Origin of the sequence: Tenacibaculum litopenaei, from assembly GCF_964514025.1 — a bacterium.
In the GTDB taxonomy this organism is placed as follows: Bacteria; Bacteroidota; Bacteroidia; order Flavobacteriales; family Flavobacteriaceae; genus Polaribacter; species Polaribacter litopenaei.
This window is the reverse complement of record NZ_CAZEQT010000002.1, coordinates 63,131-87,958: the sequence shown is the minus strand read 5'-3', so window position 1 is coordinate 87,958 and position 24,828 is coordinate 63,131. Positions and strand designations below refer to the sequence as shown.

Below are 24,828 nucleotides of genomic sequence, written 5' to 3'. Positions count from 1 at the left end.
TTTCTAGGGTATTTATCGATTACACAATTTACAGCGTGCATTTTATTGCACATTTGAGCATTCACTAATAACAGAAGCATGAAAAAAATAATAGCAGCCTTTTTAGTATTGACACCAATACTCCTTTGGAGTCAAGTAACTCTGCGAGGAAAAGTTGTAGAAAAGAACAGCCAGCAGCCCTTAGAATTTGCTACGGTGATTTTGAGCAATCCTACACAACCTCAACAGCTCACCGGAGCTACCACCGATCAGCAAGGACAATTTTCACTGAAAGCCCGTCCGGGTACTTATACCCTTCGGGTAGAATTCATCGGATTTAAAACCTATGAACAAACTAATTTTGTATTGAAAAACTCACAGCAACTGCCTACCATTTCACTGCGTGAAGACGCTACTGCCTTGGATGAAGTTGAAGTCATTGCCGAAAAGTCAACTACGGAATACAAGCTCGACAAGCGCGTGTTCAACGTCGGTAAAGATCTCTTGTCAAAAGGAGGCTCTGTCAACGACATTTTAAACAATGTTCCATCGGTAAACGTCGATGTAGAAGGAGGCATTAGTTTGCGAGGAAATCCCAATGTTCGCATCCTCATCAACGGAAAACCCTCGGTACTTACCAATAACAACGGACTGGAACAAATACCTTCAGAGAGCATCGAAAAGGTAGAGGTCATCACCAATCCATCTGCAAAATACGATGCAGAAGGTACCGCCGGGATCATCAATATCATTCTGAAAAAAAATAAAAAAGGAGGATTTGGAAGTTCTTTGCAACTCAACACTGGAATTCCTGACAATCACGGTATCAATTACAATATCAACTACAAGCAAGATAAATTCAACTTGTTTTCGAACCTGCGCTATCGTCATATGGGTTTTAACGGATACAGCTCTTTGAACCGAACCGATTTTGTAAACGGTACGCCGAACTCCTACCTAGACCGCCTTACCTCAAACAGGACAGACTACCGCGTTTTTAACTTGTACTTGGGTAGTGATTACTACATCAACGACAAAAACACCCTGACCTTAAGCTATTACCACCGTTCCAATGTTATCAAAAACAAAGTAGATTACGACATTCAACTCCGCGATGCCAACAGGCAGGTAACACAGTCGTTTGCCAATACAGAAAACTACCGCGAACCGCAAAAAGCCAACCAACTCGAAATCAATTACGTGAAAGATTTTGACAAAAAAGGACAAAAGCTGACGGTAAACTTTCAGTTTGACTGGTGGAACGACGACGAAAACGAAATCGTATTTGAGCGTCAATTGCTCCCCACTGCCGTACAAAGTAGTTTGAGCACACGCGATATTGAAAGTAGTCAGGACTTTTTGTTTCAATCGGATTTTAGACTCCCCGTGCACAAAAAATCGCATATTGAAATGGGAATCAAAGGAGAGGTCCGATTTATCGATAGCGACTATACGGTCAAAGACAACAATATCGTTCTCGACCGATTCACCAATTTACTGGAATACCACGAAGGTATTTACGGGGCCTATATCCAATATGGAAATCGCGAAGGGAAACTTCAATATTTATTAGGACTTCGCGCGGAGCATTCCAATACAGGGAGCACGGATAGAAAGGGCGCTTTTGAAACAGACAAAAAATACACCAACCTATTCCCTACTGTGCACTTAACCTATAATTTCAGCTCGAGTAACAACCTGCAATTGAGTTATAGTAGACGTATTCGCAGACCTCGATTTTGGCAACTCAATCCTTTTGGTGGATATACCGATCGCCGTAACTACCGCATTGGTAATCCGGACTTAAACCCAATGTTTACCAATTCGTTTGAACTCGGTAGCTTAAAGCGTTGGAAAAAGGTGACCATCAACCCTTCGGTATACTTTCAGCACACGACCAATTTATTCGAAACCCAGGTATTTATAGCCGCAGATGGTGCCCTAGTATCCAAACCTGTAAACTCAGGAACTGAAGATCGACTAGGAGCTGAACTTACCCTGCGTTACTCTCCGTTAAAATGGTTGCGATTGTCAAGTGAAATTAACTACTTCGGCTTTCAACAGCGCGGGCTTTTTAACACAAAAGACCAAGTTTGGACCGCTCGACTCAATGCAAGAATGCGTTTTAAAACTTTTTCTATGCAATCGAGTGCCAACTATCAAGGAGCGCGAAAAAGCGGACAAATCCTCACCAAATCAAACTATGCCGTCAACATCGGTGCCAGCCAAGATTTGTGGGGTGACAAGGCCTCTGTAAGTCTGAATGTCAACAATATTTTTGATTCCAGAGCTGCCCAGCGTTTGATTACCGGCGAAAATTACACCAGTCAAACCTTTACCCGACGTATGGGAAGAACGACGTCACTGAGCTTTATATATCGCTTTAACAGAACTAAAAAAGACCGTGATCGACTTCCTGATTAAGCCTCTATCCGGATGGATAAGGCTAATTTAAACAACGTACACTTGCGTAATTGTCCCCCAATAAACACGAAAAAGGTCCGAGGAATACTCGGACCTTTTTATTAACAAATTAATCAACTATTATAAGCTACGTAACCACATTTTAAACTTAGTAGTTAAGTAGAATAATATCGGTACTACAATTAGCGTTAGGAAGGTCGCTACGAATAATCCGTAAATTACCGTCCACGCTAAAGGCCCCCAGAAAATTACGTTGTCTCCTCCCATATAAATATGTGGATTCAATTCTGTTACTAGGGTAAAGAAGTTTATATTCAGTCCGATTGCCAAAGGAATCAATCCTAAAATCGTGGTAATTGCCGTCAATAATACAGGACGTAAACGCGCTTTTCCTCCACGGATAATAGCCGCTTTTAAATCCTCCACAGGAACATAAGCATCTTCTGGCATGTTTTGCTCCACCTTGCGACGATCAATTAACAGCTGGGTATAGTCTAATAATACCACCCCGTTGTTTACTACAATCCCGGCAAGCGAGATAATTCCCATCATGGTCATCATAATAACGAATGATGATCCTGAAGCTACAATTCCTCCAAATACTCCAATCAAACTCAAGAAAATAGCAATCATAATAATCGCTGGTTTTGACACCGAGTTAAACTGGAAAATTAAGATTAAGAAAATCAATCCAAGTCCTGAGAAAAAAGCTCCCATTAAGAAGGTCATCTGCTTGTTTTGCTCTTCAATTTGTCCGGTATAATCTACCTTAATATTCTTTGGCAGTCCTTCAAAACTCTTCATTTCTTCTTGAATTTTGCTCACAATAGCACTGGCATCAGTGTACCCTGGTGCTAAGGCTGAGTAGACCGTTACCACTCTTTTTAGCGCTTTGTGCTTAATGGCACTGTACCCAGAAGTGTTTCTTCCTTTTGCCACCGTAGACACAGGAATCGACTTCACCTGGCCACTCGCCATATCTCTAAAGGTAATGGTTTGGTTAAATACTACGCTCGGATTGTAGCGGTTGTCTTTATCAAAACGCACATAGATATCGTAATCTTCTCCGTCTTCTTTATACACTCCTGCTTTTGATCCGAAAATTGAATTTCGCAACTGCTGCCCTACTTGGAAGGCTTTTACCCCTAACTCTCCTGCTTTTTTCCTATCTACTTCCACCAACATGGTTGGTTTCGCCTTGTTAACATCTATCTTTAACTCTGCAATTCCAGGAATAGACTTCGTATTGATAAAATCACGCATTTTTTCTGCGGTTTCAATAAGCTCGTTGTAATCCTTTCCTTCCAATTCTATGTTAATTGGATACCCGGCTGGCGGCCCTACAGGATCTTTCTCTACTGAGATTAACAATCCAGGATATATTCCTTTTAAAGCATCGGTGATTTTTCGCTTCAACTCCTTACTATCGGCACCTTTTCGGTATTTATATTCACGCATCGATGCAACTATCTTACCACGGTGTGGCATTTCAGCTGTTGATCCACCGTCAGTTTGAGGATTCCCAGAACCAGCACCTACTTGGGCAATAGAACTCTCTACCAAGAAATTTCTATCTCCTTCCATATACTCCGGTCCATTCAAGATTTTGGTCACACGCGCTTCCAAATCTTTCATGATGGTATTGGTTTTTTCAATGTCAGTACCTTGTGGATACTCCACATATACAATTACCTGGTTGGGCGTATTGTCAGGGAAGAACTCTACTTTGGTTCTTTTGCTCGCTACAGATCCTCCAAATCCAATAAAAGAAACGATTAATAAGATAAACGTTACCACTGAGATAATAATAGGACGTGCACCTCGCAATGATATGGTAATCATACGCTCGTAGAAACGCTCCCATCTCGGTAGCACTCTACTTTGGAATCCATTGGCTAAAGGACGCATTACATAACGATACATCCAGAAATTTAGCGCTGCAAATATCATCAAGGTTCCTAGAGGTCGCATGCTACCTCCGAAAATAACGATCAAGATTCCGAGTACTCCTAAAATAACAGTTAAACGAATGATCTTTTTTAACGGCATTTCTTTATCCTCAATGGCCATGAATTGTGATACCATTACCGAGTTAAAGAAGATAGCCACAAACAACGACGATCCTAGTACCGCTGATAAGGTAATTGGGAAGTACTTCATAAACTGCCCCATGACTCCTGGCCACATTCCTAAAGGAATAAAGGCTGCTACCGTAGTTGCTGTAGAAATGATGATAGGAAAGGCGATTTCACCGATTCCCTTTTTGGCTGCCTCAATACGCGACATCCCTTCTTCTTCCATCAAACGATATACGTTTTCAACGACTACAATACCGTTGTCTACCAGCATTCCGAGTCCCATAATCAATCCAAAAAGAATCATGGTATTCATCGTGTATCCCGCCATGTTTAGTACCATTAACGACATAAACATCGACATCGGAATTGCAAACCCTACAAAGAGTGCGTTGCGCAACCCTAAGAAAAACATCAATACGGTTACTACTAAGATTACCCCAAAGATGATATTGTTTACCAAATCATCAACCTGACCGATGGTTTTTGACGATTGATCATTGGCAATAGTCACCTTTAAGTTACTTGGGAATACGTCTTTTTGTGCTTTTTTCACGATCGCCTGCACCTTTTCGGCAGCTTCAACCATGTTTTTACCCGTACGTTTTTTGACATCTAACATTACCACTGGCTCTCCAAATTCACGAGCATAGGTTGTTCTGTCTTTGTCTTTAAAGGTTACCTGGGCAATATCTTTTAAATAGATATGATTGCCACGCTCTACTTTTACCACAAAATTTTGCAATTCTTGTGGATCTTCGATTTCTCCCAATACACGGATGGTTCTACGTTGGCCACTGGCAATGATATTTCCTGCCGACATGGTCACGTTTCCTCCTTTGATAGCATTAATCACATCGTCAAAGCTCACTTTCGCCGCCATCATCTTATAGATGTCCACGGCTACCTCAACTTCTTTGTCCTCTGCTCCACGGATATCCGCTTTTTTAATTTCCTCTAGATCTTCAATTTCATCTTGTAAATACTCTGCAAAGTCTTTCAACTTGCGCACGGTATAATCACCTGAGATATTGATATTCAAAATGGGGGTTTCTTCCGAAATGTTTAACTCAAAAACATTGGGCTCTACTTTGGCACCGTTAAAGGTAGGCCAATCTTCTCCCGATACTTCTTCGTCAATTTCGTCTTTCACCTTTTGCTTTGCCTGTTCGATAGTGATACCGTCATCAAACTCAATAATAATCATCGATACATCTTCCTGAGATGTCGAGGTTATTTTTTTCATGTTACTTACCGTTTTCAGCTTGTCTTCTAACGGATCAGTAATCAGTTTTTCAATATCTTCCGCGGTATTCCCAGGGTAAATAGAGCTTACATAAATTTTGGTATCCTTGATTTCAGGGAAATTCTCACGAGGCATTCCGATAAATGCCGAGATTCCTGCGAACAAGATAATCGCCATCATTACGTAGATGGTTGTCTTGTTATTAATAGCCCAAGAAGATAATCCAAACTCCTTGTCTACTTTTTTATTTTGTTCGTTCATTCCTACTCTTATTTATTTTTTTGCGCTACATTTTTGGCAGCTAGGTTTAAGATTTGCACTTGCTGACCATTTTTAACACTTCTCGCCCCTTCTAATACGATTTCATCGTTGCTTTTGATTCCCGAAAGAATTTCAATCACATCTCCCTGTGTTTTTCCAGTGGTGATGATTACTTGTTTAGCAACACCTGTAGTTTTACCGGCCTTATTTTCGATGCTATCGACTACAAATACGTACTGCTCTCCTTTTCCATTTTCAGAGATGATGCTCTGTGGAATCAAAATTGCACTTGGATTGGTATAATCATTAATACGCAACTTCGCTGTTAAATTAGGCTTGATCGTACGGTCTTTGTTAGGCACAGCAACTTCTACTTTAAAAGTTCTGTTAGCAGGATTGATAAAGTTTCCGGCTTGACGCACGGTAGAGCTTACTGTCGTTCCTAAGATTGGGAACTCTACTTCTACCTTTTTTCCTTTCTTTACTGAAGAGATATAGCTCTCTGGCACATCCGTTTCGATGTACATATCTCCTAAGTTCACAACGCGGAATACCTCAGCACCAGGACCTGGAGCCACTACGGTTCCCTGCTCTTTAATAACGTCATCAACAATTCCTGTAAACGGTGCACGAATCACACTCTTCGCCAATTGTTCTTTCAATTGGTTTACAGATCTCATCGTTGTTTCGTAGGTTGTTTTCGCCTGTAAATACTGGATTTCAGAACCGATTTTTTGGTCCCACAATCTCTTTTGACGATCGAAGGTAGTTTTGGCTAAGGCCGCTTGTGCCTCTACCTGTGCTACTTGCTGACTCAAGCCACCGTCGTCGATTTTTGCCAATGCCTGTCCTTTTGCTACGCGCTGTCCTTCTTTCACATAGATTTTTACTAACTGACCTGGCATTTCAGGATATACGAGTACATTTTTCTTTGTTTGTACATTTCCTTGTAAATCTAAATAATGCACGAACTCGGTATTTACGGCCTTTTCGGTAGTAATCAAAGGCACTTTTTTATTGGTGTCTAACTTTGCAATCTCTGCACTTAACAATTTGATTTGCGAAGCTAGTTCTTGTTGTTTTTTATCTAACTCGTCCTTTTTAGTACGGATAGTTTTTAGGTCTTGTGAGTTTATTGCTGACTCCACTGATTGCTCTTTACTTCCACATGAAGCTAAAAGTGACGCTGTTACGATGATGGTTGCAATCTTTCTCATTAGTTGATTATTTAATAGGTATGTTTAATGCGTTTTCTAATTTTGCTTTTTTAGCAATCACTTCTAACATGGATTGCATATAGCCGTTTTGTTGTGAGTACAACTGATTTTGCGCTTGTAATAAATCAAAGCTCGACGACAATCCTTCAAAGAATTTCACCTGCTGCTTTTTTTCAATGCGCTCTGCTAAGCCTAAATTTTTCTTAGCGGTTTCATAATTTTCGATACTCAATTGGTATTCGCTCTTTGCCGATTCGGCTTGAAGGTTTAACTTCTGACGAATCTCTTCGCGTCTGATATCGGCATTTTCCAACTCGATACGAGCACGGGCTGTTTTTGAACGTCTCCCGAAACTGCTAAAGATCGGTACGTTTAAGCTCACCCCAAACATCGAATAGTCAAACCACTTCGATTTTGAACTAAAAAATTCAAATTCGTTTGAGTTTGCATTGGCTCCGTAGTTTACAAAGGCTGATAAGCTCGGTAAGGCCTTACTTTGCTCCAATCGCATTAACAAACGCTTGCTTTCACGATCGTTATCCGCCATGCGATAATCGATGTGCTTTTCTACGTCAAACACTTTGGTCAACAGGCTCAAATCGGTATTTGCCAGTACCAAACTATCGAGGTCATCGGTCAATACGAGTTGCTTTTCGATTTTATTTCCAAGAGCGATGTTTAGCATTTTGTACGAAATTGCCTTCATACGCTTGGCATTGTTTAAGTTGTTTTCAACATTCGCCAAGGTGATTTGCAATTGCTCTACATTTTCTAGTTCTGTTAATCCGTTGTCGTAGATTTTTTGGGTTTCGTCAAGGTTCTTTTGCAAGTTTTGACGGTTGTTTTCTAAGATCCCGATAGACTTTTCGATTAACAGTACGTTTCCGTAGGCATTGATTACTGCTTCACGCGTAGCCAAGGCTGTTTTTTCTTTGGATTGCTCCGAAATTTTCAAGTAGGTTCTTGCCGACTGCAGCCCTACCAAGTACGATCCGTCAAAAATTAACTGACGTAAGGTTACAGAGGCGTTCATGGTTTGCTTGGTTCCGAAGCGCACAGGCACAAAGGTTCCTGGTGCTCCTCCTGCTAATTCAGCTGGCAACAACTGTACTTGTTGCTTTAACCAGTTTTGGTAGTCTACCTTTCCATCAATTTGAGGCAATCCGATGGTAGTAGTTTCCCACTTTCGCTCTTTGGCTGCTTCAATATTTTTGGCTGCAATCTTGTTATCGTAGTTGTTTTTCAGTGCATAATCGATCGCATCTTGCATCGATAAATGCAACTCTTTTTGCTGTGCAAACACCCCGCACGATAAAAAGAGTATAAATACATGGAAAATGTATTTCCTCATCGCTTATTTGTTTTGATTTATGATTTTTAATTGTTTTTCTAGCTCCGCTAATCCCTTTTCTGTGGCTATTGCCCTGATATGATATTCTAAAATTTCGTATTCAATACGCAAAACTTCCTGCATGTGTTGACTGTACAACTCGCTTTCAAACACACCGAAAATCAAGGTAAAGTAAAAGTTCCCTACCAATTCTATATTGATAGAAGGACGGTATAGGCCCTGTTCAATTCCTTTTTCAAGGTTGTCTGCATTGCAATCTTTAAACATGCACACCTCTCGGTCCATTAAATCTTGGTACGTCTCCGGGTAGTACTTTTTTAACTGGTACATGGGAGAGGTTTTGGCATTTTTAAACATTTCCTTAAAGATAGCTTTAATTTCGAACTCCTCCTCTATCGCATTGAAATCCTGATCTTTAATATTTAAAATTGTTTTATCAATCGCCTGCTGAACAGCACCGGTTGCCGCGGCTACTAAATTTGCCTTGTTCGAAAAATACTTGTACAAGGTCTTTTTAGAAATCCCCAGCTCACGTGCTATATCATCCATCGTCACACTTTTGAACCCTAAGGTCAAAAACATTTCTCCTGACTTTTCTAAAATTTTATCTCTCATAATCTGGGCAAAGGTAGTGCAGGAAACTTTAGAAACAAAAAAAGTTTCCATAGTTTTAATTATTTTTTAACATTCTGGTATGGTGTAGCTATTTGTTTACCTTATTTTTACAAAAAATTTGAAATTTGGACTTACTACAATATCAATCAGACTTTTTAAAATATTTAGCCGCTCAGAATTTCACTAGAGAACCTAGAAACCTCTATGAACCTGTCGATTACATCTTGCAATTAGGCGGAAAACGCCTGCGTCCCGTATTGACCTTGATCGCCGCGGATTTGTTTTCGGGAAGCTATGAAAACGCCCTTCCGGCGGCCTTAGCCGTAGAAGTTTTTCATAATTTCACCTTGGTACACGACGACATTATGGACGATGCTCCCCTGCGACGTGGTAAGGAAACTGTACACGAAAAATGGGATATCAATACCGGAATTTTATCGGGAGATGCCATGCTCATTTTAGCGTACCAGTATTTTGAGAATTACGAGCCTGTAGTGTTTCAGAAGTTAGCGAAGTTGTTTAGTAAAACAGCCTTGGAAGTGTGTGATGGTCAGCAGCTAGATGTGGATTTCGAAACCCGTAACGACGTAGAGATATCGGAATACATCGAGATGATCCGTTTAAAGACTTCTGTATTGGTAGGTGCCGCCCTAAAAATGGGAGCTATCGTTGCCAATGCCGATGAGGAAGCCGCTGCCCATATTTATAATTTTGGAGTAGACCTCGGTATTGCCTTCCAGCTACAGGACGATTATTTGGATACTTTTGGTGATCCGGAGAGTTTTGGAAAACAGGTAGGTGGTGATATTATCGAGAATAAGAAGACGTATTTGTATTTAAAAGCCTTAGAGGTAGCTTCACCAGCAGACAGCGAGGCCTTGCTAGCCTTGTACAATACCGACGAGGTTGCCAAAGAAACTAAGGTTACAGAGGTCAAAGCTATTTTTGAACGCAATAACATCCCTGCACTCACGCAACAACTCATTGAAGATTACACGAATAAGTCGTTTGAACATTTGACCAAGCTGGATTTACCGGCCAAAGCAACCGACGGACTGCGCGCTTTTGGCGTACAGCTGATGAGCAGAAAAGTATAAAAATTACTTGGGTATTTTAAAAAAGTTTTTATCTTTGCACACCCAAAATCACAGGTCCTATAGCTCAGTTGGTTAGAGCACCTGACTCATAATCAGGGGGTCCATGGTTCGAGCCCATGTGGGACCACTAGTAAAATCAAAGCTTTGAGAGGTTAAAAACTTTCAAAGCTTTTTTATTTGCACTCAATTTGCACTCACATAAACCAAAATAAATCACTTGCCTTCAAACGTTTAAAAAAACATAAATTATATTCTAGACTGAGAATATTTTTTTAAAAAACTTGACATATCACGGATGAGTATGATATAATTCACGTATTCAATAATCTTAAAAGGTAGATTTTTACCGATCATTCTCCGATACCATTTCCCAAAATTCATAGAACTGTTTATTAAAACGCCCTAATCTTTCCTCTAATTCATTAGCGACACAGGTATGGACGTTTCCATCAGGAAGGAGTTTTTGCAAGGCAAGCATTAAACCATTTATCTGGATTAACTCTTTTTCTAATACATGGAGTTTTTTATAAATTGTTGAAATATCAAATTCTTTCATTACATCACCCAAACTGTTTTTGCAATCACGCGCTCTTCTGACCCAATAATATCGAGGTAAATCGCAGTGGTTTCCAAATCACAATGTCCCAACCATTTTTAAACCAAGGTAATCGGTGCTTTTTGTACAGCATTCACCGCATAACCATGACGTAGAGATTTAGAGCTGCCTCGTACACAATCAATTTCAGCCTCAACCATAATCGCCTTTACATACCGTGATGCGGTGCGCAGTGAAAAACACCACAGCTTTTGTGGGCATTGGGCAGCATGTAGGTTTTGGGGGAACATCTCCAAATCCTCTAATAAAAAATCAGCCAAATGGATTTCTCTAAACACACCCCGACGTCTTTTTTTCAAGGTTTCCAGCACAACGGTTTTGTTGGAAAAATCCAAACGATCGACGGTCAAATTATGAATTTCAGAGATACGTGCGCCCGTATAAAAAAGCAATTGGCAAAACAGTTTTATATGTACGGGTTTGTTTTTGGTACACGCTAAAAACCTACGGAGTTCCGCTGTGTTTAAATATTTACGTTTTCCGTTTGCATCATGTAGTGAAAGGTTTGATTTATACATTATTGTTCGTCTTTAATTATAAAAGTTCATTGTCCGATTATTAGATATATTCGGACAATTTTTCAAATAAAAAAGATGTTTTTTTCTGGTTTTAGTGAAAAAAGGGCTTTTTAACGCTCAAATTTTTCTATTTCTAGGGCTAGGCACTCCTTAAACACCCTCATAATGGCAGAGCATATCTAATTTTCAGACACGTTTAGCAGATTAAGGGAAAAAGTTTTTAAAAACTTGGGCTTACACCCCGCCTTAGTGCTGAAATAAACACCATTAAAATTTCAAAAATGAACAAAGAACAAAATGAAGGTGGTTTCTTCGAGAACATCTTAATGCTCCTAGGCGGAATATCAGGAGCAATATTTGGGTACAATCACGGTGAATTTATCGGACTTATTATTGGTGCACTTATACTGGGTGCTATTGGGCAGTTCGTGGGGCAGCTCGCCGATACCATTTTTAAACTGATCTTTATTGTCGCCATCATACTTCTTAATAACACCATCAGAATTCCGGTCTAGAGTTTTATTAGATCAACTTTAGAAACCATTTTCTCATAAAAAAAATCATCATAAAAAACGAGAGAACATATGAAATTTAAAAAACAAACCTTAGTCTTAAGCCTGATTGCCGCAAGTGTGTTTGGTACAAACACATACGGACAAAATAAAAACACGTACAAATCAGATAGCTTGACCTACGAAGCAAAAATGAAAAAAGTGAATGCGGAGCGTACGTTTATTTTTAAAGCCGCGCGTTACACCAAATTATTCCCTGAACTCGGTATAACAGTGATGCACGGTAGAAAAAACACCGAGGATTTTAATATCTTTAAAGATAGACTTTCTACAAAATTAACAGAGAAAGGCATCCCCCATAAATTCTTCATTGAAATTACAGATGAAAAGACAGGGTATGCTTTTGCTTATTTTGTTAACGGTCGTCAAAATGGTATTTTTAATGTAGAAGAATTTGTTGCCATGCTACCTGAAGCTGTACGTGATTTTAGAAAAGCACACCCAAAAGAAAAACTACAAACATTGGAACGTTAGAGTTAGAAGTTCAGCTTAATCTCAGATATTTTATTTACTGAATTTTCTACTTGTTGGCTGTAATCAGTATTTGAAAAATCTTCCATCTCAACTTTTTGATTTTGATTTTCAATCTCCAATGCGGCTTCAACAAAATTGGTTTTTCCAACTTCGTTGTTGAGGCGTGCATAAGCAGCCAAACGATCTTGCTTACTTAAACTTTGATCATTATAGATCTTATTGGCTTGCTCTTGTAAATCATGATAAAATTTTTCACCCTCTTCTAATTTGACAAAGCTTTGATCTAAAGTGTCAATTTGTTCCAGATTATCAATTTTAATCTCAATTAAAACCCTATAATAATCCGCCGATGTAGCATTTTCTAGGATGGATTTCCCTGCGCTTTCTATCACTTTATTAGCTTGTTGAACATTTAATTCTCCACCATCTTTTACCTCTTGTAATAGATCGTCAATATCATTTAAGCGGTTAGCACGTTCCTCCCATTCATCACGATTTTTTTGCATTGCTTCATGAATAGCATCTAAATTAGCATCTATTTCATTTATTAAATCTAAATATACTTTTTCAAGTTCACTTAATAACAGTTCTCGGTTTTTCTCTTTTTTCTGCGTAACCTCATCTTTATTACGTTTGCTCATTTCACTAGCTATAGTTCCAGCAAACAAACCAGAATGACTGCCCGATAATTCACCCTGGAATCTATTAAATTTACGTTGCTCTGTATTTTGATCTGACATTATACCCTCAAATCAGAAAGTCTATGTTTTGCTTTATAATTGTATTATTTAGAGGTTAATTTTTAGTAAAAACATCCCTCTTTAAAAAAGAAAATCGTTTGGTTGAAACGATTTCACATACATATGCATACATTTTTCGTCAACTAAGATTTTCTTAAATATCAACCCCAAAACTATTGCTCTTCTTTATGGGTAATAGCTTCGAGTTCTTAATCTAGAGCATTGCATTTCTCATTTTTTCAATCGTTATATACTTAATGAAAGGAGACTCCAATATGAGTCACATATTCTATGGAACAATTGTTTCTAAAATTTCTAATCACTTTTTCGAAAATCCAGATCACATAGCCATGATCTCCAACACTATGGATGGCTATGAAAACACCATTTGGACAACCTGTAACGAGGCTTCTAGGGTTTTTCATGATCTAATGAACATTATTGACGATGTGGAAATTGATTGGGACTTAGCAGTAGATGAATATGCTGAAGCTATTCTTAATCAACTTATAATTGGGGAGCGATCAAATACATTAGACTTAATTGCCATCGCTTCCAAAGTCATTCATAACTGCCTATAATTTCTATCAAGGAGTGTAAAATATGGGTAAAGAAATACAAAAAACAATTCCTCAAATTGAACTGACATACCGACATAAAATCAAAACTAAAAAATTACCAAAAGTTCAAAAATCCAGTGATGTTTATAAAATTTTACGAGAGCATTGGAATAACGACACTATTAATCTAAAGGAAGAATTTAAAATCATGGTTATTGATAGAAATTCTGATGTTTTAGGCATTTCAACAGTGGCTACAGGAGGAATTAATGAAGTGGCTGTTGATTTAAGATTGATTTTTGCAACGGCCATTTTAGCTAAAGCAAGCGGTATTGTTGCCGCACATAATCATCCCAGTGGCAACCTGACACCTAGTAAAAGCGACTTGGCTCTAACAAACAAAATAGAACATATATGTAAGCTGCTTGAAATTAGATTTCTGGATCATCTAATTATTACTGACACTAATTATTGTTCTTTATCTGATGAATGTTTGATGGGTATATAGTCATGAATCCATTCTACACGCTACAAAACTTAAAGTATGATATTAACCTGATTAACTATGCCACTAGCGTTGGCTATAAGATTAATAAACGAAAATCCACCCGAAATTCAGTGGTCATGTTTAATGATGAAAATGACAAGATTGTAATTTCTAAGAAGAACAGTATTTGGATGTATTTCTCGGTTTTCAATCACGAGGATAACGGCACAATCATCAACTTTATTCAAAACCGTACTGGAAAATCTATTCCTGAAATTTTACAAAAATTTCAATCTGGCGGACATGATATTTTAAATGAGAGGCCTAAATATTGTATTAAGGAAAAGACATATGAACCTGATAGAATTAAAAAACTTTTCTCTCAATATACAGTTGCCAAAGAGCATATCTATTTAAACTATCGAGGTATCTCGAATGCAGTTATGAATTCGGAACGCTTTAAAGGATGTATCTATAAAGATAAATACGGCAATACTATTTTTCCGCATTTTAAGAACGGTGAAGTTTGTGGCTTGGAAATCAAAGGCGGTAATATCTCTGTCTTTGTCAATGGCAGTGAAAAAACACTTTGGTACTCCAACAGATTTAAAAACGATAACACCTTGGCAATTTCAGAAGCCCCTATTGATGCTATGAGTTATCACATGCTGTTCTCTCTCAAGCACACTTTTTATTTAGCAACTGGTGGCAGTATTTCAAGAAAGCAAATCAATATCATTAATCAAATTTTATATGATCATTCACAATTAGAACGTGTTTTGATAATCACAGATAATAATAAAGGCGGTAATCAAATTGCTGATAAATTAAAATCAGAACTTAAACCACAAAATATAAACACCATCGAGCGTCATAGCCCAAAAGAAATCAATAAAGATTGGAATGATGTTTTGAGTAACTCATAAACAACCATAAGCCTTCTATCAATTTTACCTCAAAGCAAAAACCCTAAAACCAGCTTATTTTAAAATCAGTAACGCTTCTGCTGTTTTTCAATGTTTGCGAAACACAAGGTCATCTACGCCAGCATAGCTGACGTGATTCTCTAGTATTTCGGTACATGTAAAATTACTGATTTCAAAACGAGGTCACTACCGCAACACGTTGCGGTTATTTCGTGACGCTCGCCGCTTGGCAAGGGTTCATGCGATGGGGTGAATTCTCTAACGGTCATTTTAATAAAGAAAGGAAACATCATGACTGATAAAAACCAAACTACAAACACAGAAAAAACAAACAATGAAAACATGCCGAACTGGCGGCTAATTCAAGAAAAAGCCTATTACAAAACAAATCGAAATGGACAACAAACACGTGAAACTAAAAATGTTGAGTTGGCTGTTGGTTGGAAAAAGTAAGTGAAAAAGGGACGAATTATATTTCTTGGTCAGACGCTTTTAGCCCCATCACACCAGATGTAGATGGACGCATCGTTACCCGTGCATTTGAAATCAATTACGATAACTAAAAAACAACTCAGGCAGGGGAAATGTCTCCTGCCTGTATTTTTTTATGGAGTTACTATTTTTACAAAACATTTTAATGAATTTGCAAAACCTATTGGAATGATAGGACGTACACATGGTATTTCAAGGGTATTCAACGATTTATTGACCATGGGAATTTGTTCATTTCATCAAACGAATATTCAAAGTCAATTAATTGAACAAGACGAAAACAACGAAGCTTTATACATGGAAACAATAAAGCCGTATTCAAAAGAAGAATTAAACGAACTGTCTAAAGCTTTAGGTGCTTTACAGCTCAGCATTTTAGACAAACCTTATTCTGATCTACTAGGTGAGTATTTCACCATCAATATCACCAAGGGACATAATGGACAGTTTTTTACACCTGATCCTGTTTGTGAAATGATAGCACGTATGACACTTCCAAATTTAGATACAGAAGAAGGAAAACGCATTTTAGATCCTGCTTGTGAATCGGGGCGTATGCTCTTATCTGCCGCTAAAATCAATCCGAAGAATTACTTTTTTGGCGCAGATAACGACTGCACCTGTGCAAAAATGGCAACGTTAAATTTTTTTTCTCAATGGTTTACAGGGGGAAATCGCATGGATGAATAGCCTTACGATGGAATGGTACGGTGGTTGGCATATCAATATGAACGGGTTGGGTATTATTCCTATTGAAAAAGAACAATCCTATATATGGTTGCACCCGCCTAAAATAAAACCAAAAACCGAAAATCAAACAACTACTACTCAGCAGTTGAGTTTGTTTTGATTAAAGGTTTTAAGCTTAATTTGATGAATCTATATCAGTTTTGTTGTCTATATATACTTGTTCTGGAGTTCCTTCTACCTCTTTTTTGTATTGGTAATAAGAAATGTTCACATTAAGTATTGTCTCCGAAGGGATAAGAAATATTTGCCCCTCCATTGGAATGAAACTTTCATCTTCATCTATAGAATCGTCTATTTTTCTACGATAACAACTATCAAGATGGAGGTTATCTAAACCATCTTCATCTAAATAAAAATCCAAAACGAATCCAGAATAAATATATAGTTCCCCGCCAAAATTACTAAGAACATCAACAAATACAGCAGGGTCGTTTTCTTCAAAGTTTTTATACCGTTCAACCCCTCCATTTTCTTTCCAGCCAAGTATTTCTCCAGTGAGTGCGTAATACCACTCATTATCAAATCTAAAAAAAGAGTACGTTAAATCCAAATGATATTTTCTAATAATACCAACAACTAATTTTCCAGTTACAAAACCAAAAACTACAGATATTATAATATAGCTGAAAATTTCAAAAACAAAATTGCCTATATCCTGTTGAAAAACTTCAGAAATTAAAATATCATTTTTGGATCCTAATAATAAAATCCCTAGACTTCTTAAAGATATATATGATTTAAACCAACTACAATTTCTGATTATTATGTATGCAAGACTATGAAATATTATAGAGGGGATAATGGCTCTTGAAGCATCATTAAATATACTTGTTTTAACATATCTTCTTGAAAATTTACCACTATGATAAGCAGAAATAAATAAAAAGCCAGGTAAAAGAATAATAAATATTAATAGTGTAACAAAGGCTATATTCAAAACAGATAGAAATTAAATATATTTAGAATAAACCTAATACAGTTTTTCTCTGTTTTTTTGAATTCTCTTGTTTTTTTGAAGCTGTTTTATTAAAATTTGCAAGTGTGACTTTCTTTAAAACAGCAGAAGTATTGCCTTTAAATTGTGAAGCGACGTAATTTCTTTTATTACCTTGCCCTCTAACTACTGCTATAGTTAATGCTCCTTCATTCGCTACTTCACGTATTTTTTTACTATAAGGGACTTTCATAATTAAAATTATAACATATTGTGTTCATTACGAATATACAAAAAAAATGCCATTTTTTTAAAAAAAACGAAGTTTTTATTAAACTTACGAAATTTATACATGAAATGAGTAAAAAGAATAAATATCCTAATAATTTAAAAGAAATAATGGATTCTAATGGTTTTTCCCAAAAGGATTTGTCTATCGCTTCAAAGGTTTCAATGAGTTATATAAACGAACTTTACAATGAAAAAGCCCCAGGATCAGCTAAAATACAAGGTAAAGTAGTAACAGGATTAAAGAAACTTTATAAAAAAGAGGAGCTTTCTTTCACAACTCTTGAAACAAAGACCGTTTTTCCAAATGGCACAAAGCATAACCCTATAGATTAAATATTTATCTTAAGATTGTAGTCAATTTTTTGGCTATTAATTAGGGGTTAATACAATTAATTTCTTTCCAATGTATATCTAAAAGTCATGATAAGATTATTTCAGAGACTTTATAATCTAAATTTACTGACAGACATCACGTCAGGGGAAATCAAACCCCTGAATTAGTGACGCTTCATGAGCTTTATTTGCACCATAAATAACAATTTATAACCCCACCAACAAAGAGAGGTAAACATGCCAAATCGTATTTTAAAACTACCCGAGGTTATTCAAAAAACAGGATTGTCTAGATCAACTATATACGCCTACAAAAAAGAAGGAATATTTCCTGAATCGATTAAGCTCGGAAAAAGAAGTATAGGGTGGCTTGAACAGGATATAGAAAACTGGTTTGAAGAAAAAAGAGTGAGTTAGTTGTTCAGTTTGGTAGATTCTGATATACTAATAATGTACCAATAGGAATAACCCTGAATGTTATAGCAATTGTTTGTGGGGGTATTAGATTTTTTGGATGTCTAAAAATCGTTTTTTATCAGTACCTAAAATGATTTAACGAATTCCGTACGGGATGCCATTCTATCTTCCAATAAAATCCAAATAAACCTCCAAAACCTTGCAAATGCTCATTTACAAGGAAATTATTCCTCCAAGTAAGTTCATGAAGATTTGTCTAAATCTATCATACTTGGGGGTATTTCTGGGGGTACTTCGTTAACCATTAAAGGGAGATACCCCAATGCAGCTTACAGACTTACATTGTAAAAATTTTAAACCTAAAAATAGAGCCTATAAAAAAGCTGATGGAAGAGGCTTATTTATACTCATCAAGCCAAACGGCTCAAAATTATGGAGGTATAAGTATCGGATAAATAAAAAAGAGAAACTTTACAGCATTGGGGCTTATCCTGAATATTCATTAGTAGAAGCGAGAGAAATCCACCGATCACTCCATAAAATGGTTTCAGAAGGTAAGGATCCTATTGAACATGAAAAGGAACAAAAACGAAAAAAAGAGATTGAAAATGTGTTAACATTCTCTTTTATGGCTTATGAATGGTTGGAGAAACACAAACAAGAAGTAAAACCTCAAACTTTTAAGGAAATAGAAAAAAGGGTAAAAAAATATATTATACCAGTTATTGGACATATTGTGATGAAAGATTTAACATCTAAAGATTTTCTCATGATGATTAAAGAAATTGAAAAGCGAGGAACTATAGAACTAGCAAAACGGATTAGACAATATTCCTCTCAGATTTTACGGTACGCATTAGCGTGCGAAAAAGTAACTCGTGATTTCACTTTGGATATAAGAGGTGCATTGATTAAACCTAAAACAAAACATCACCCTGCATTGATTACATCAGAAGAGGTAAAAGAATTTTTAGATGCACTTCAATACAATGATGCAGGACTTAATAGACAAACCAGACATGGTCTTGAAATGTTAATGCTCACTTTCGTTCGTCCGATAGAAATGGCTGGTGCTAGGTGGAAAGAATTTAATTTCGATCAAAAAACATGGGTGATCCCTGCAGAAAGAATGAAGATGGACTAAAACATGTTGTACCGCTTTCTAAACAAGTTTTAAGAATTTTAGAGCAATTAAAAAAGGTGAATGGTAATAGCGAATATGTATTACCCAATCGACGTGATTTAAATAGACATATGAGTAGAGATGCTTTTTCTAAAGCTGTTAGATTATTGGGGTTTCAAGATAGACACTGTGCTCATGGATTTCGTGCCATGGCAGAAACACTTATTCAAGAACAATTGGATTATGATTTTTCCATTGTAGATCGACAATTAGCTCATAAACACAAAGGTTCATTGGGTGCTACTTATAATAGAGCGCAATTTTTGGAAAAAAGAACAATAATGATGCAAGATTGGGCGGACTATATAGATAGCCTTAAAATTTCAAATTCATCATTGTAACTGTATTGACATAATTGTTGAAATAGAATACTATACTGTAGCCATAGGGATAAGGAGAGGTTAATGTCCCTATTATTATCACAAAATCTCAGAAATTATTTTCACCATGTCGTAAGTCTTCAAGATGAAGTTATCCGTAGTCGTCACTTATATAGGCATCGTTTATATATTTTCAAAGATTTTCTAATTGATTTTAAATTCAATGTTGATTTGGTTGCACTGTATTTCAAATTAACAATAGCAAGAGAGTATGAATATTTGGATAATCAAGAGTTGGATTTGTTACATGATTTTCTAAGGAATCAGGTTAAAACAATATCAATGCCTTTGATATCTGATGAGAAAAAGTTAAGAAATTACTGGAATTCTATGAGAAATTTATGGACCATCCTGAAGATGATAAAACTTTCCAAGAAGATTTACCATTGCTTGTAAAGGCTTATGAAAACTGGAAGCGAAGTGATTTTGATAAACCTACTTTTAGCAGATAATTATTTAAATTTTCTAATTACCTCAACTAATTCATGATATCCGTTTTTTTTAGCAATCTCCATTGCTGTAGCATAATTTTCAAACCGTAAATTGTCATTAACACCCCTTAAATAAGCTTCTTCTGCCAAATCAATGAAATTATTTTGACAAGCTATTAGCAAGCTTTCTTTAGTACTGATTTCTAAATTATTAGCAGTATTGAAAAAATCAATGATATTTGACAATGCAGAAAAAATATAATTATCAATAAAATTACGATTTTCATAGAGATTAGATAAAAAATCAGATATGAATGCCAATGCCTCAAATAAGTCACGGTCCAAATTAAAAACATTAAACTTCTTATATATGGACATTAGAACTCCATAAGCAGAGAAATAATATTTTTTACAGTACCAATATTTATCTTGTTTTTCTAAGTTTCCTAAAGATTCAAAACTAATCATAAACAGTTTATGTGAAAGTTTTGGTCTATTTCTAAGGTAGTTGCTCTCACAAAGAAGATTCAAAGCGTCTTGATAATCTGAATATTTAAAGCTGTGGTCTCTACCTTGTATTTCTTGTATAAGTTTTAGAACTTTAACTGCATATTTATTGATTGTTGAACTATCAGAACTCGTTTTTTCTAAACAGTATATTAAAAATGAATAAGTTGTTAATAGCTCATAGCTTATCTCCAAAGGCTGTTTCTTTTTGATATCATCTAAAATATCTAAAGTTTCTAGGTAGATTTCTTTGGCTCTATGAAAACTTTCAAGGTAGAAAACGGTATGTCCCTCTAATATTTTAATCTTAGCTTTTGTATAAGAAGGTTTGTTGAAAATTTTATTGTAGTATTCAGAGTTGCTTATTTCTTCAACTTCAGGAAGGGTAATTAAGCCTTTTCTTACATATAATACATTAGCTTCCCAGAAAAGTTCTGATACAATGGACTGAATAAAAGGATTGGTTATAAATTCATTTTTTCTCTCGGTTATAAGGTCATTTATAGCGTTGAGAAGGTAACGAACTCGAGATGGCTTTTCTTTTTTTATCTCTATCAAAGTTCTCAAACATAATCTTTCTATATAATTTTCAAAATTTCGTTTGGGATGTTTTTCGTATTCTTTACGAACTAAAATGAGGTTGTTTTCTAAAATAGGTAATGTATAATTCAGCCTATACCTACTGATATTATAATTAACGTCCAATATTACCATAAGGCCAGCAAGATAATTTAACTCATTATCTACATAACTAATGTTTTTTTTATTTTTTAATTTATGGGCTTTTGATAGATAAAAAGCAGTATGGTCAAAACAATTTAAATTGTAAAAAAATATTGATAATCTGAGATAAAGTTTAATGGTTTCACGAAAATCATAGTTTAAGTCATTTTCTTTTAGCTTAGATAATATATCTATAACTTTTTCAATGTATTTTATACCTAAACTTAACTGGTCATAAGTGAGACAGTAAAATGTCGCAATAGTCAAGTAGATTCTTGCTTTAAAAATAGCACTTGGATTTCTTCCAATAGCATTTTTCAAAAACTCAATAGCCTTATCATTATTCTTTGTCTCAGCATATAGGAGAGATAGATCTACGATAACTTTGGTATTCGTTGGGTCAATCTTTAATGCTTTCTTGAGTAGCTTTAGACACTTCTTTAATTTTTTGTTTCTATACAGGAGATAGACTTTTATAAGTATAGCATCTATGATTTTTTCTTTATCAATTTGATGTTCAATTACAGATTGATTTTTGATTTTTAGGGTAACCAATAGCTCATCAATATTTAATGATTTGATGGCTTCTGAATAATTTCTTTTTTGGAAATATTGTTCAGCTTCATTAAACTCCCCTGATTTTTGATATTTAGTAAATAATCGTTCTATTGATTTTATTGTATCTGAAAAACCAGTTTCAATTTGTTTTTTTAATCCTTGTATTTCATTTTTTAATAGTTCAATTTCTTTAGAATTAGAAGCTTCTTGTTGAGATTGTTTAGAAACTTCATTTTGATTATCCTCTGAACGCTTTGAGATTTTAGTTTTTAAGTACTGGGGTAAAATTCCTTTCTTGACACAATAATCATCTGCAGAATTATATCCAAGATATATGGCGAAAACATTTTTGCTTCTTTTACCACCATTTTTCTTGTATCGAAAAATATTTTCTAAAGTAGTTGGGTCAAATGCTTTCCAGTGATTGTTTGTCTTACTATGGTCTATATCACAAAGGTTTGCTAAGTTTTTCTTATCCTTCGTGATTTCCATCAATTCTTCTTCAAGATGACTTAAAAAAGACTCGAAATTACTTCTTTTCCATGTAGACGGATGTCCTTTGCCATATTTTTTTTGAATATCCTCAGCAATTTCATCCCAAAATCGTCTAGAATCGTGCATTAAAAAAATGTTTTTGTTGCTCATTTATTCGAAAAACCTTCGAAGCCTTTTATTCGAAGGAATGTCGAAGGAAGACAGGTTTTATCTTCAGATTTTTGTGTCAAGTAATTACTTAACCTCAGTAAAAATAATTAAATAACATGGGAATTTTTTTTAAAAAGAAGAAATCACCGATTAAATCAGAAATAGGTGGTTTTTACGAAACAAGAAATGACATTGGTTTAATAATGAAACCATTTCGTCAAGAAGAAGACCTAAACTCTTTAAGTCATGATAAAGAGTTAAAACAATTAGAAAAAATATTGACTATCAAGTCTAAGACCGTTCGAAAATTACCATTAGAAATTGTTCAACAAGATATTACTAATTCATGTGAGAAAACCTTAAACCTGATAAAGGCTGATCTCGGTGCTATTCGACTTGTCGTAAAACAAGGACAATCCAAATGTAAACGTATGATAGACAACTTTGACAAAAAGTTACTGATTAAAAAGTATACTAATGAATATATACAAAAACATTCAGAAACTCTTCAAGAGCACAAATATCAACTTACCGAATTTGTAGAAATACAGAAAGCAAAACGGCACTTGATTTTAGAAAATTTAAAACAATTAAAACATGAAACACAAGATTATGTATTTGAACAATGTAAAGGCGAAACACCAGAAAAAAAGTGGTACAATAGTTAAGATAAGCACGTACACACTATTTGTAGGAACGTTAGGATTTGTTGAGCATATCTTAAATTTTTTTGGGCTACAACATTTAGGAGGTGAAAATATTGCCAATATATTTTTATTTACATTATCCATAGCCTTGTCTTTAGCAATGATGTTTTCAGCTCATTATGCTGGATATGCTTTAAGAAAACGATTGTTAAAAGCAAGTACAATTGCTTTTGCACTGGGGGGTATATTTCTAGGAGTTATGGGCTATGTACGATTTATTTCTAACGCTTCATTTATTCTTACCCTAGCCAATTTAGGATTCTACGCCACTATTTCCTATGTCAGCTACTTAAGAGCAGAACATCAAGCCTTTTTTGAGATGAAAAAAGAGATTGAAACTGACAGTATTGAAGATGCCAAAATACGCTCTGGAATTGAGCAAGAGCAAAAAGGATATGAGCATATCGCTCATACATTAAAAGCTGAAAGTGAAACGTATGCCACCCAAAGTGTTAAAGATGATTTTGAATATATCCAAAATGCGATGCGTGAAACAACAAATGTTATCGAAGTAATTGATGAATACGAAGCTCATAGAACAGAACAGCTAAAAGACATTGAAAAAGCGGCTTACAACGCTTGTGTTAAACATAATTATTCTAACTAAAATTTATTAAAATGAGAAAGGTATATATCACTCTGATATTCATAGTAATGGGCTGTACAACATCACCTAAAAGTGAGGCAGTCCTGATCTTCGATCAGACAGAAAAAAGAGAACCACTTAATGAAAACAGCCTGTTTTCGATATATCGTACCCTATCACACGGACGTATAACCATTACAGAAATTATAGATCAATCAAGCTCTAAAAGTATTGTGGTTTATAAAGCGGAAAGTCCGCCGTATCTTCTAAGAACAGAAGCAGAAGAACGTGCTAAAGAACGCAAATTTGAACAGGATTTTATCAGCGGATTACAGGCTTTTGAAGCTCCAAGTAAAAATTTACCCAAAAGCTTTGTATACAGTGTATTTGTAGCCTCTTTATACAAGCTCATGCAATCACAAGCTGATCAAAAAAGCATTTTGGTCTTTAGTGATTTGTTTGAACATGCTGAATTTAGTTTTTATAAATACCGCAAAAAACCTCTAAAAATCAGAAATGACTATCAAAAAATAGTAACACAGTTAGAAACCTATGATACTCCATTGAAGAATGCTGATTTATCTGGGATTGTGATCTCCGTCGTATTTCATCCAAGTAAAAAAAACGATGCGCTTTTTAGAGAAGTAAGACAGTTTTGGACACGCTATTATCAATCTAAAAATGCAGAGATCCGATTTAGTAATCACATTGACAACATTTTTAATAAATAGCT

The 24,828-nt window shown here is 35.7% G+C and carries 28 protein-coding genes and 1 tRNA gene; 19 read left to right on the top strand and 10 right to left on the bottom strand.

Annotation, left to right across the window (positions count from 1 at the left end):
- The first annotated feature begins 78 nt into the window (after positions 1 to 78).
- Entirely contained in the window at positions 79 to 2,403 is a 2,325-nt protein-coding gene (locus ACKTS5_RS03090; protein WP_408042372.1) for a TonB-dependent receptor domain-containing protein, read from the top strand.
- Between the two features lie 120 nt (positions 2,404 to 2,523).
- Here the strand turns inward: ACKTS5_RS03090 and ACKTS5_RS03085 are convergent, their stop codons facing one another.
- The 4 genes from ACKTS5_RS03085 to ACKTS5_RS03070 are packed head-to-tail and all read right to left on the bottom strand — an operon-like array spanning position 2,524 to position 9,219.
- On the bottom strand, positions 2,524 to 5,985 hold the full coding sequence (locus tag ACKTS5_RS03085) for an efflux RND transporter permease subunit (RefSeq protein ID WP_408042371.1): 3,462 nt from the start codon (positions 5,983 to 5,985) through the stop codon (positions 2,524 to 2,526).
- Between the two features lie 8 nt (positions 5,986 to 5,993).
- On the bottom strand, positions 5,994 to 7,202 hold the full coding sequence (locus ACKTS5_RS03080) for an efflux RND transporter periplasmic adaptor subunit (protein WP_408042370.1): 1,209 nt from the start codon (positions 7,200 to 7,202) through the stop codon (positions 5,994 to 5,996).
- 7 nt (positions 7,203 to 7,209) lie between these two features.
- Positions 7,210 to 8,553 (bottom strand): TolC family protein, encoded by a 1,344-nt coding sequence (locus ACKTS5_RS03075; protein WP_408042369.1) that lies wholly within the window; start codon positions 8,551 to 8,553, stop codon positions 7,210 to 7,212.
- A gap of 3 nt (positions 8,554 to 8,556) precedes the next feature.
- Positions 8,557 to 9,219 carry a TetR/AcrR family transcriptional regulator gene (locus ACKTS5_RS03070; protein WP_408042368.1) on the bottom strand — a complete coding sequence of 221 codons (663 nt, stop codon included), beginning with the start codon at positions 9,217 to 9,219 and terminating at the stop codon, positions 8,557 to 8,559.
- A gap of 74 nt (positions 9,220 to 9,293) precedes the next feature.
- Here ACKTS5_RS03070 and ACKTS5_RS03065 point away from each other — a divergent pair, with 74 nt between their 5' ends.
- Together ACKTS5_RS03065 and ACKTS5_RS03060 are read left to right on the top strand one after the other, a co-directional pair.
- Entirely contained in the window at positions 9,294 to 10,265 is a 972-nt protein-coding gene (locus ACKTS5_RS03065; protein WP_408042367.1) for a polyprenyl synthetase family protein, read from the top strand.
- A gap of 53 nt (positions 10,266 to 10,318) precedes the next feature.
- A tRNA-Ile gene (locus ACKTS5_RS03060) sits at positions 10,319 to 10,392 on the top strand.
- Positions 10,393 to 10,608: 216 nt separating this feature from the next.
- Here the strand turns inward: ACKTS5_RS03060 and ACKTS5_RS03055 are convergent.
- The gene (locus tag ACKTS5_RS03055) at positions 10,609 to 10,821 is read right to left on the bottom strand and encodes a hypothetical protein (RefSeq protein WP_408042366.1); all 213 of its coding nucleotides are present in this window, start codon (positions 10,819 to 10,821) and stop codon (positions 10,609 to 10,611) included.
- Positions 10,822 to 10,919: 98 nt separating this feature from the next.
- Complete coding sequence (locus tag ACKTS5_RS03050; RefSeq protein ID WP_408042365.1) at positions 10,920 to 11,399, bottom strand: tyrosine-type recombinase/integrase; 480 nt, start codon at positions 11,397 to 11,399, stop codon at positions 10,920 to 10,922.
- 281 nt (positions 11,400 to 11,680) lie between these two features.
- On the opposite strand from ACKTS5_RS03050, the gene ACKTS5_RS03045 reads away from it, so the two are divergent.
- Positions 11,681 to 11,914: a hypothetical protein gene (locus ACKTS5_RS03045; RefSeq protein ID WP_408042364.1), complete on the top strand. Its 234-nt coding sequence runs from the start codon at positions 11,681 to 11,683 to the stop codon at positions 11,912 to 11,914.
- A 69-nt stretch (positions 11,915 to 11,983) separates the two neighbouring features.
- Positions 11,984 to 12,445 (top strand): hypothetical protein, encoded by a 462-nt coding sequence (locus tag ACKTS5_RS03040; protein WP_408042363.1) that lies wholly within the window; start codon positions 11,984 to 11,986, stop codon positions 12,443 to 12,445.
- A 2-nt stretch (positions 12,446 to 12,447) separates the two neighbouring features.
- Here the strand turns inward: ACKTS5_RS03040 and ACKTS5_RS03035 are convergent, their stop codons facing one another.
- Complete coding sequence (locus tag ACKTS5_RS03035) at positions 12,448 to 13,185, bottom strand: hypothetical protein (protein WP_408042362.1); 738 nt, start codon at positions 13,183 to 13,185, stop codon at positions 12,448 to 12,450.
- Positions 13,186 to 13,460: 275 nt separating this feature from the next.
- Between ACKTS5_RS03035 and ACKTS5_RS03030 the strand changes: the two genes are divergently transcribed.
- From ACKTS5_RS03030 to ACKTS5_RS03000, 7 genes are all read left to right on the top strand, one after another.
- On the top strand, positions 13,461 to 13,766 hold the full coding sequence (locus tag ACKTS5_RS03030) for a hypothetical protein (protein WP_408042361.1): 306 nt from the start codon (positions 13,461 to 13,463) through the stop codon (positions 13,764 to 13,766).
- Between the two features lie 22 nt (positions 13,767 to 13,788).
- Positions 13,789 to 14,253, top strand: coding sequence for a JAB domain-containing protein (locus ACKTS5_RS03025; protein ID WP_408042360.1), 465 nt, complete (start codon positions 13,789 to 13,791; stop codon positions 14,251 to 14,253).
- A gap of 116 nt (positions 14,254 to 14,369) precedes the next feature.
- Positions 14,370 to 15,158 (top strand): DUF3991 domain-containing protein, encoded by a 789-nt coding sequence (locus tag ACKTS5_RS03020; protein WP_408042359.1) that lies wholly within the window; start codon positions 14,370 to 14,372, stop codon positions 15,156 to 15,158.
- Between the two features lie 291 nt (positions 15,159 to 15,449).
- Positions 15,450 to 15,611, top strand: coding sequence for a hypothetical protein (locus ACKTS5_RS03015; protein ID WP_408042358.1), 162 nt, complete (start codon positions 15,450 to 15,452; stop codon positions 15,609 to 15,611).
- Positions 15,599 to 15,721: a hypothetical protein gene (locus ACKTS5_RS03010; RefSeq protein WP_408042357.1), complete on the top strand. Its 123-nt coding sequence runs from the start codon at positions 15,599 to 15,601 to the stop codon at positions 15,719 to 15,721. Before ACKTS5_RS03015 ends, ACKTS5_RS03010 begins: the two co-directional genes overlap by 13 nt.
- A gap of 97 nt (positions 15,722 to 15,818) precedes the next feature.
- The gene (locus tag ACKTS5_RS03005) at positions 15,819 to 16,340 is read left to right on the top strand and encodes an N-6 DNA methylase (RefSeq protein WP_408042356.1); all 522 of its coding nucleotides are present in this window, start codon (positions 15,819 to 15,821) and stop codon (positions 16,338 to 16,340) included.
- Positions 16,333 to 16,500 (top strand): hypothetical protein, encoded by a 168-nt coding sequence (locus ACKTS5_RS03000; protein ID WP_408042355.1) that lies wholly within the window; start codon positions 16,333 to 16,335, stop codon positions 16,498 to 16,500. Before ACKTS5_RS03005 ends, ACKTS5_RS03000 begins: the two co-directional genes overlap by 8 nt.
- Before the next feature lie 15 nt (positions 16,501 to 16,515).
- Here ACKTS5_RS03000 and ACKTS5_RS02995 read toward each other — a convergent pair whose 3' ends face one another.
- Entirely contained in the window at positions 16,516 to 17,337 is an 822-nt protein-coding gene (locus ACKTS5_RS02995) for a hypothetical protein (protein WP_408042354.1), read from the bottom strand.
- A gap of 22 nt (positions 17,338 to 17,359) precedes the next feature.
- Positions 17,360 to 17,587 carry a hypothetical protein gene (locus tag ACKTS5_RS02990; protein ID WP_408042353.1) on the bottom strand — a complete coding sequence of 76 codons (228 nt, stop codon included), beginning with the start codon at positions 17,585 to 17,587 and terminating at the stop codon, positions 17,360 to 17,362.
- Positions 17,588 to 17,691: 104 nt separating this feature from the next.
- Between ACKTS5_RS02990 and ACKTS5_RS02985 the strand changes: the two genes are divergently transcribed.
- The 4 genes from ACKTS5_RS02985 (at position 17,692) to ACKTS5_RS02970 (ending at position 19,899) form a co-directional block, all read left to right on the top strand.
- Entirely contained in the window at positions 17,692 to 17,958 is a 267-nt protein-coding gene (locus ACKTS5_RS02985; RefSeq protein WP_408042352.1) for a helix-turn-helix domain-containing protein, read from the top strand.
- A 237-nt stretch (positions 17,959 to 18,195) separates the two neighbouring features.
- Positions 18,196 to 18,375 carry a helix-turn-helix transcriptional regulator gene (locus ACKTS5_RS02980; protein WP_408042351.1) on the top strand — a complete coding sequence of 60 codons (180 nt, stop codon included), beginning with the start codon at positions 18,196 to 18,198 and terminating at the stop codon, positions 18,373 to 18,375.
- A gap of 322 nt (positions 18,376 to 18,697) precedes the next feature.
- A complete protein-coding gene (locus tag ACKTS5_RS02975) occupies positions 18,698 to 19,519 on the top strand; it encodes a tyrosine-type recombinase/integrase (RefSeq protein ID WP_408042350.1) in 822 nt (273 codons plus the stop codon).
- Complete coding sequence (locus ACKTS5_RS02970; protein WP_408042349.1) at positions 19,483 to 19,899, top strand: tyrosine-type recombinase/integrase; 417 nt, start codon at positions 19,483 to 19,485, stop codon at positions 19,897 to 19,899. The genes ACKTS5_RS02975 and ACKTS5_RS02970 overlap by 37 nt, the downstream gene beginning before the upstream one ends.
- Positions 19,900 to 20,390: 491 nt before the next feature.
- Here ACKTS5_RS02970 and ACKTS5_RS02965 read toward each other — a convergent pair whose 3' ends face one another.
- A complete protein-coding gene (locus tag ACKTS5_RS02965) occupies positions 20,391 to 22,778 on the bottom strand; it encodes a tetratricopeptide repeat protein (RefSeq protein WP_408042348.1) in 2,388 nt (795 codons plus the stop codon).
- A 140-nt stretch (positions 22,779 to 22,918) separates the two neighbouring features.
- Here ACKTS5_RS02965 and ACKTS5_RS02960 point away from each other — a divergent pair, with 140 nt between their 5' ends.
- The 3 genes from ACKTS5_RS02960 to ACKTS5_RS02950 are packed head-to-tail and all read left to right on the top strand — an operon-like array spanning position 22,919 to position 24,826.
- Positions 22,919 to 23,470 (top strand): hypothetical protein, encoded by a 552-nt coding sequence (locus ACKTS5_RS02960; protein ID WP_408042347.1) that lies wholly within the window; start codon positions 22,919 to 22,921, stop codon positions 23,468 to 23,470.
- Complete coding sequence (locus ACKTS5_RS02955; protein WP_408042346.1) at positions 23,400 to 24,116, top strand: hypothetical protein; 717 nt, start codon at positions 23,400 to 23,402, stop codon at positions 24,114 to 24,116. The genes ACKTS5_RS02960 and ACKTS5_RS02955 overlap by 71 nt, the downstream gene beginning before the upstream one ends.
- A gap of 11 nt (positions 24,117 to 24,127) precedes the next feature.
- Positions 24,128 to 24,826, top strand: a complete 699-nt coding sequence (locus ACKTS5_RS02950) for a hypothetical protein (RefSeq protein ID WP_408042345.1) — start codon at positions 24,128 to 24,130, stop codon at positions 24,824 to 24,826.
- Positions 24,827 to 24,828 lie beyond the last annotated feature (2 nt).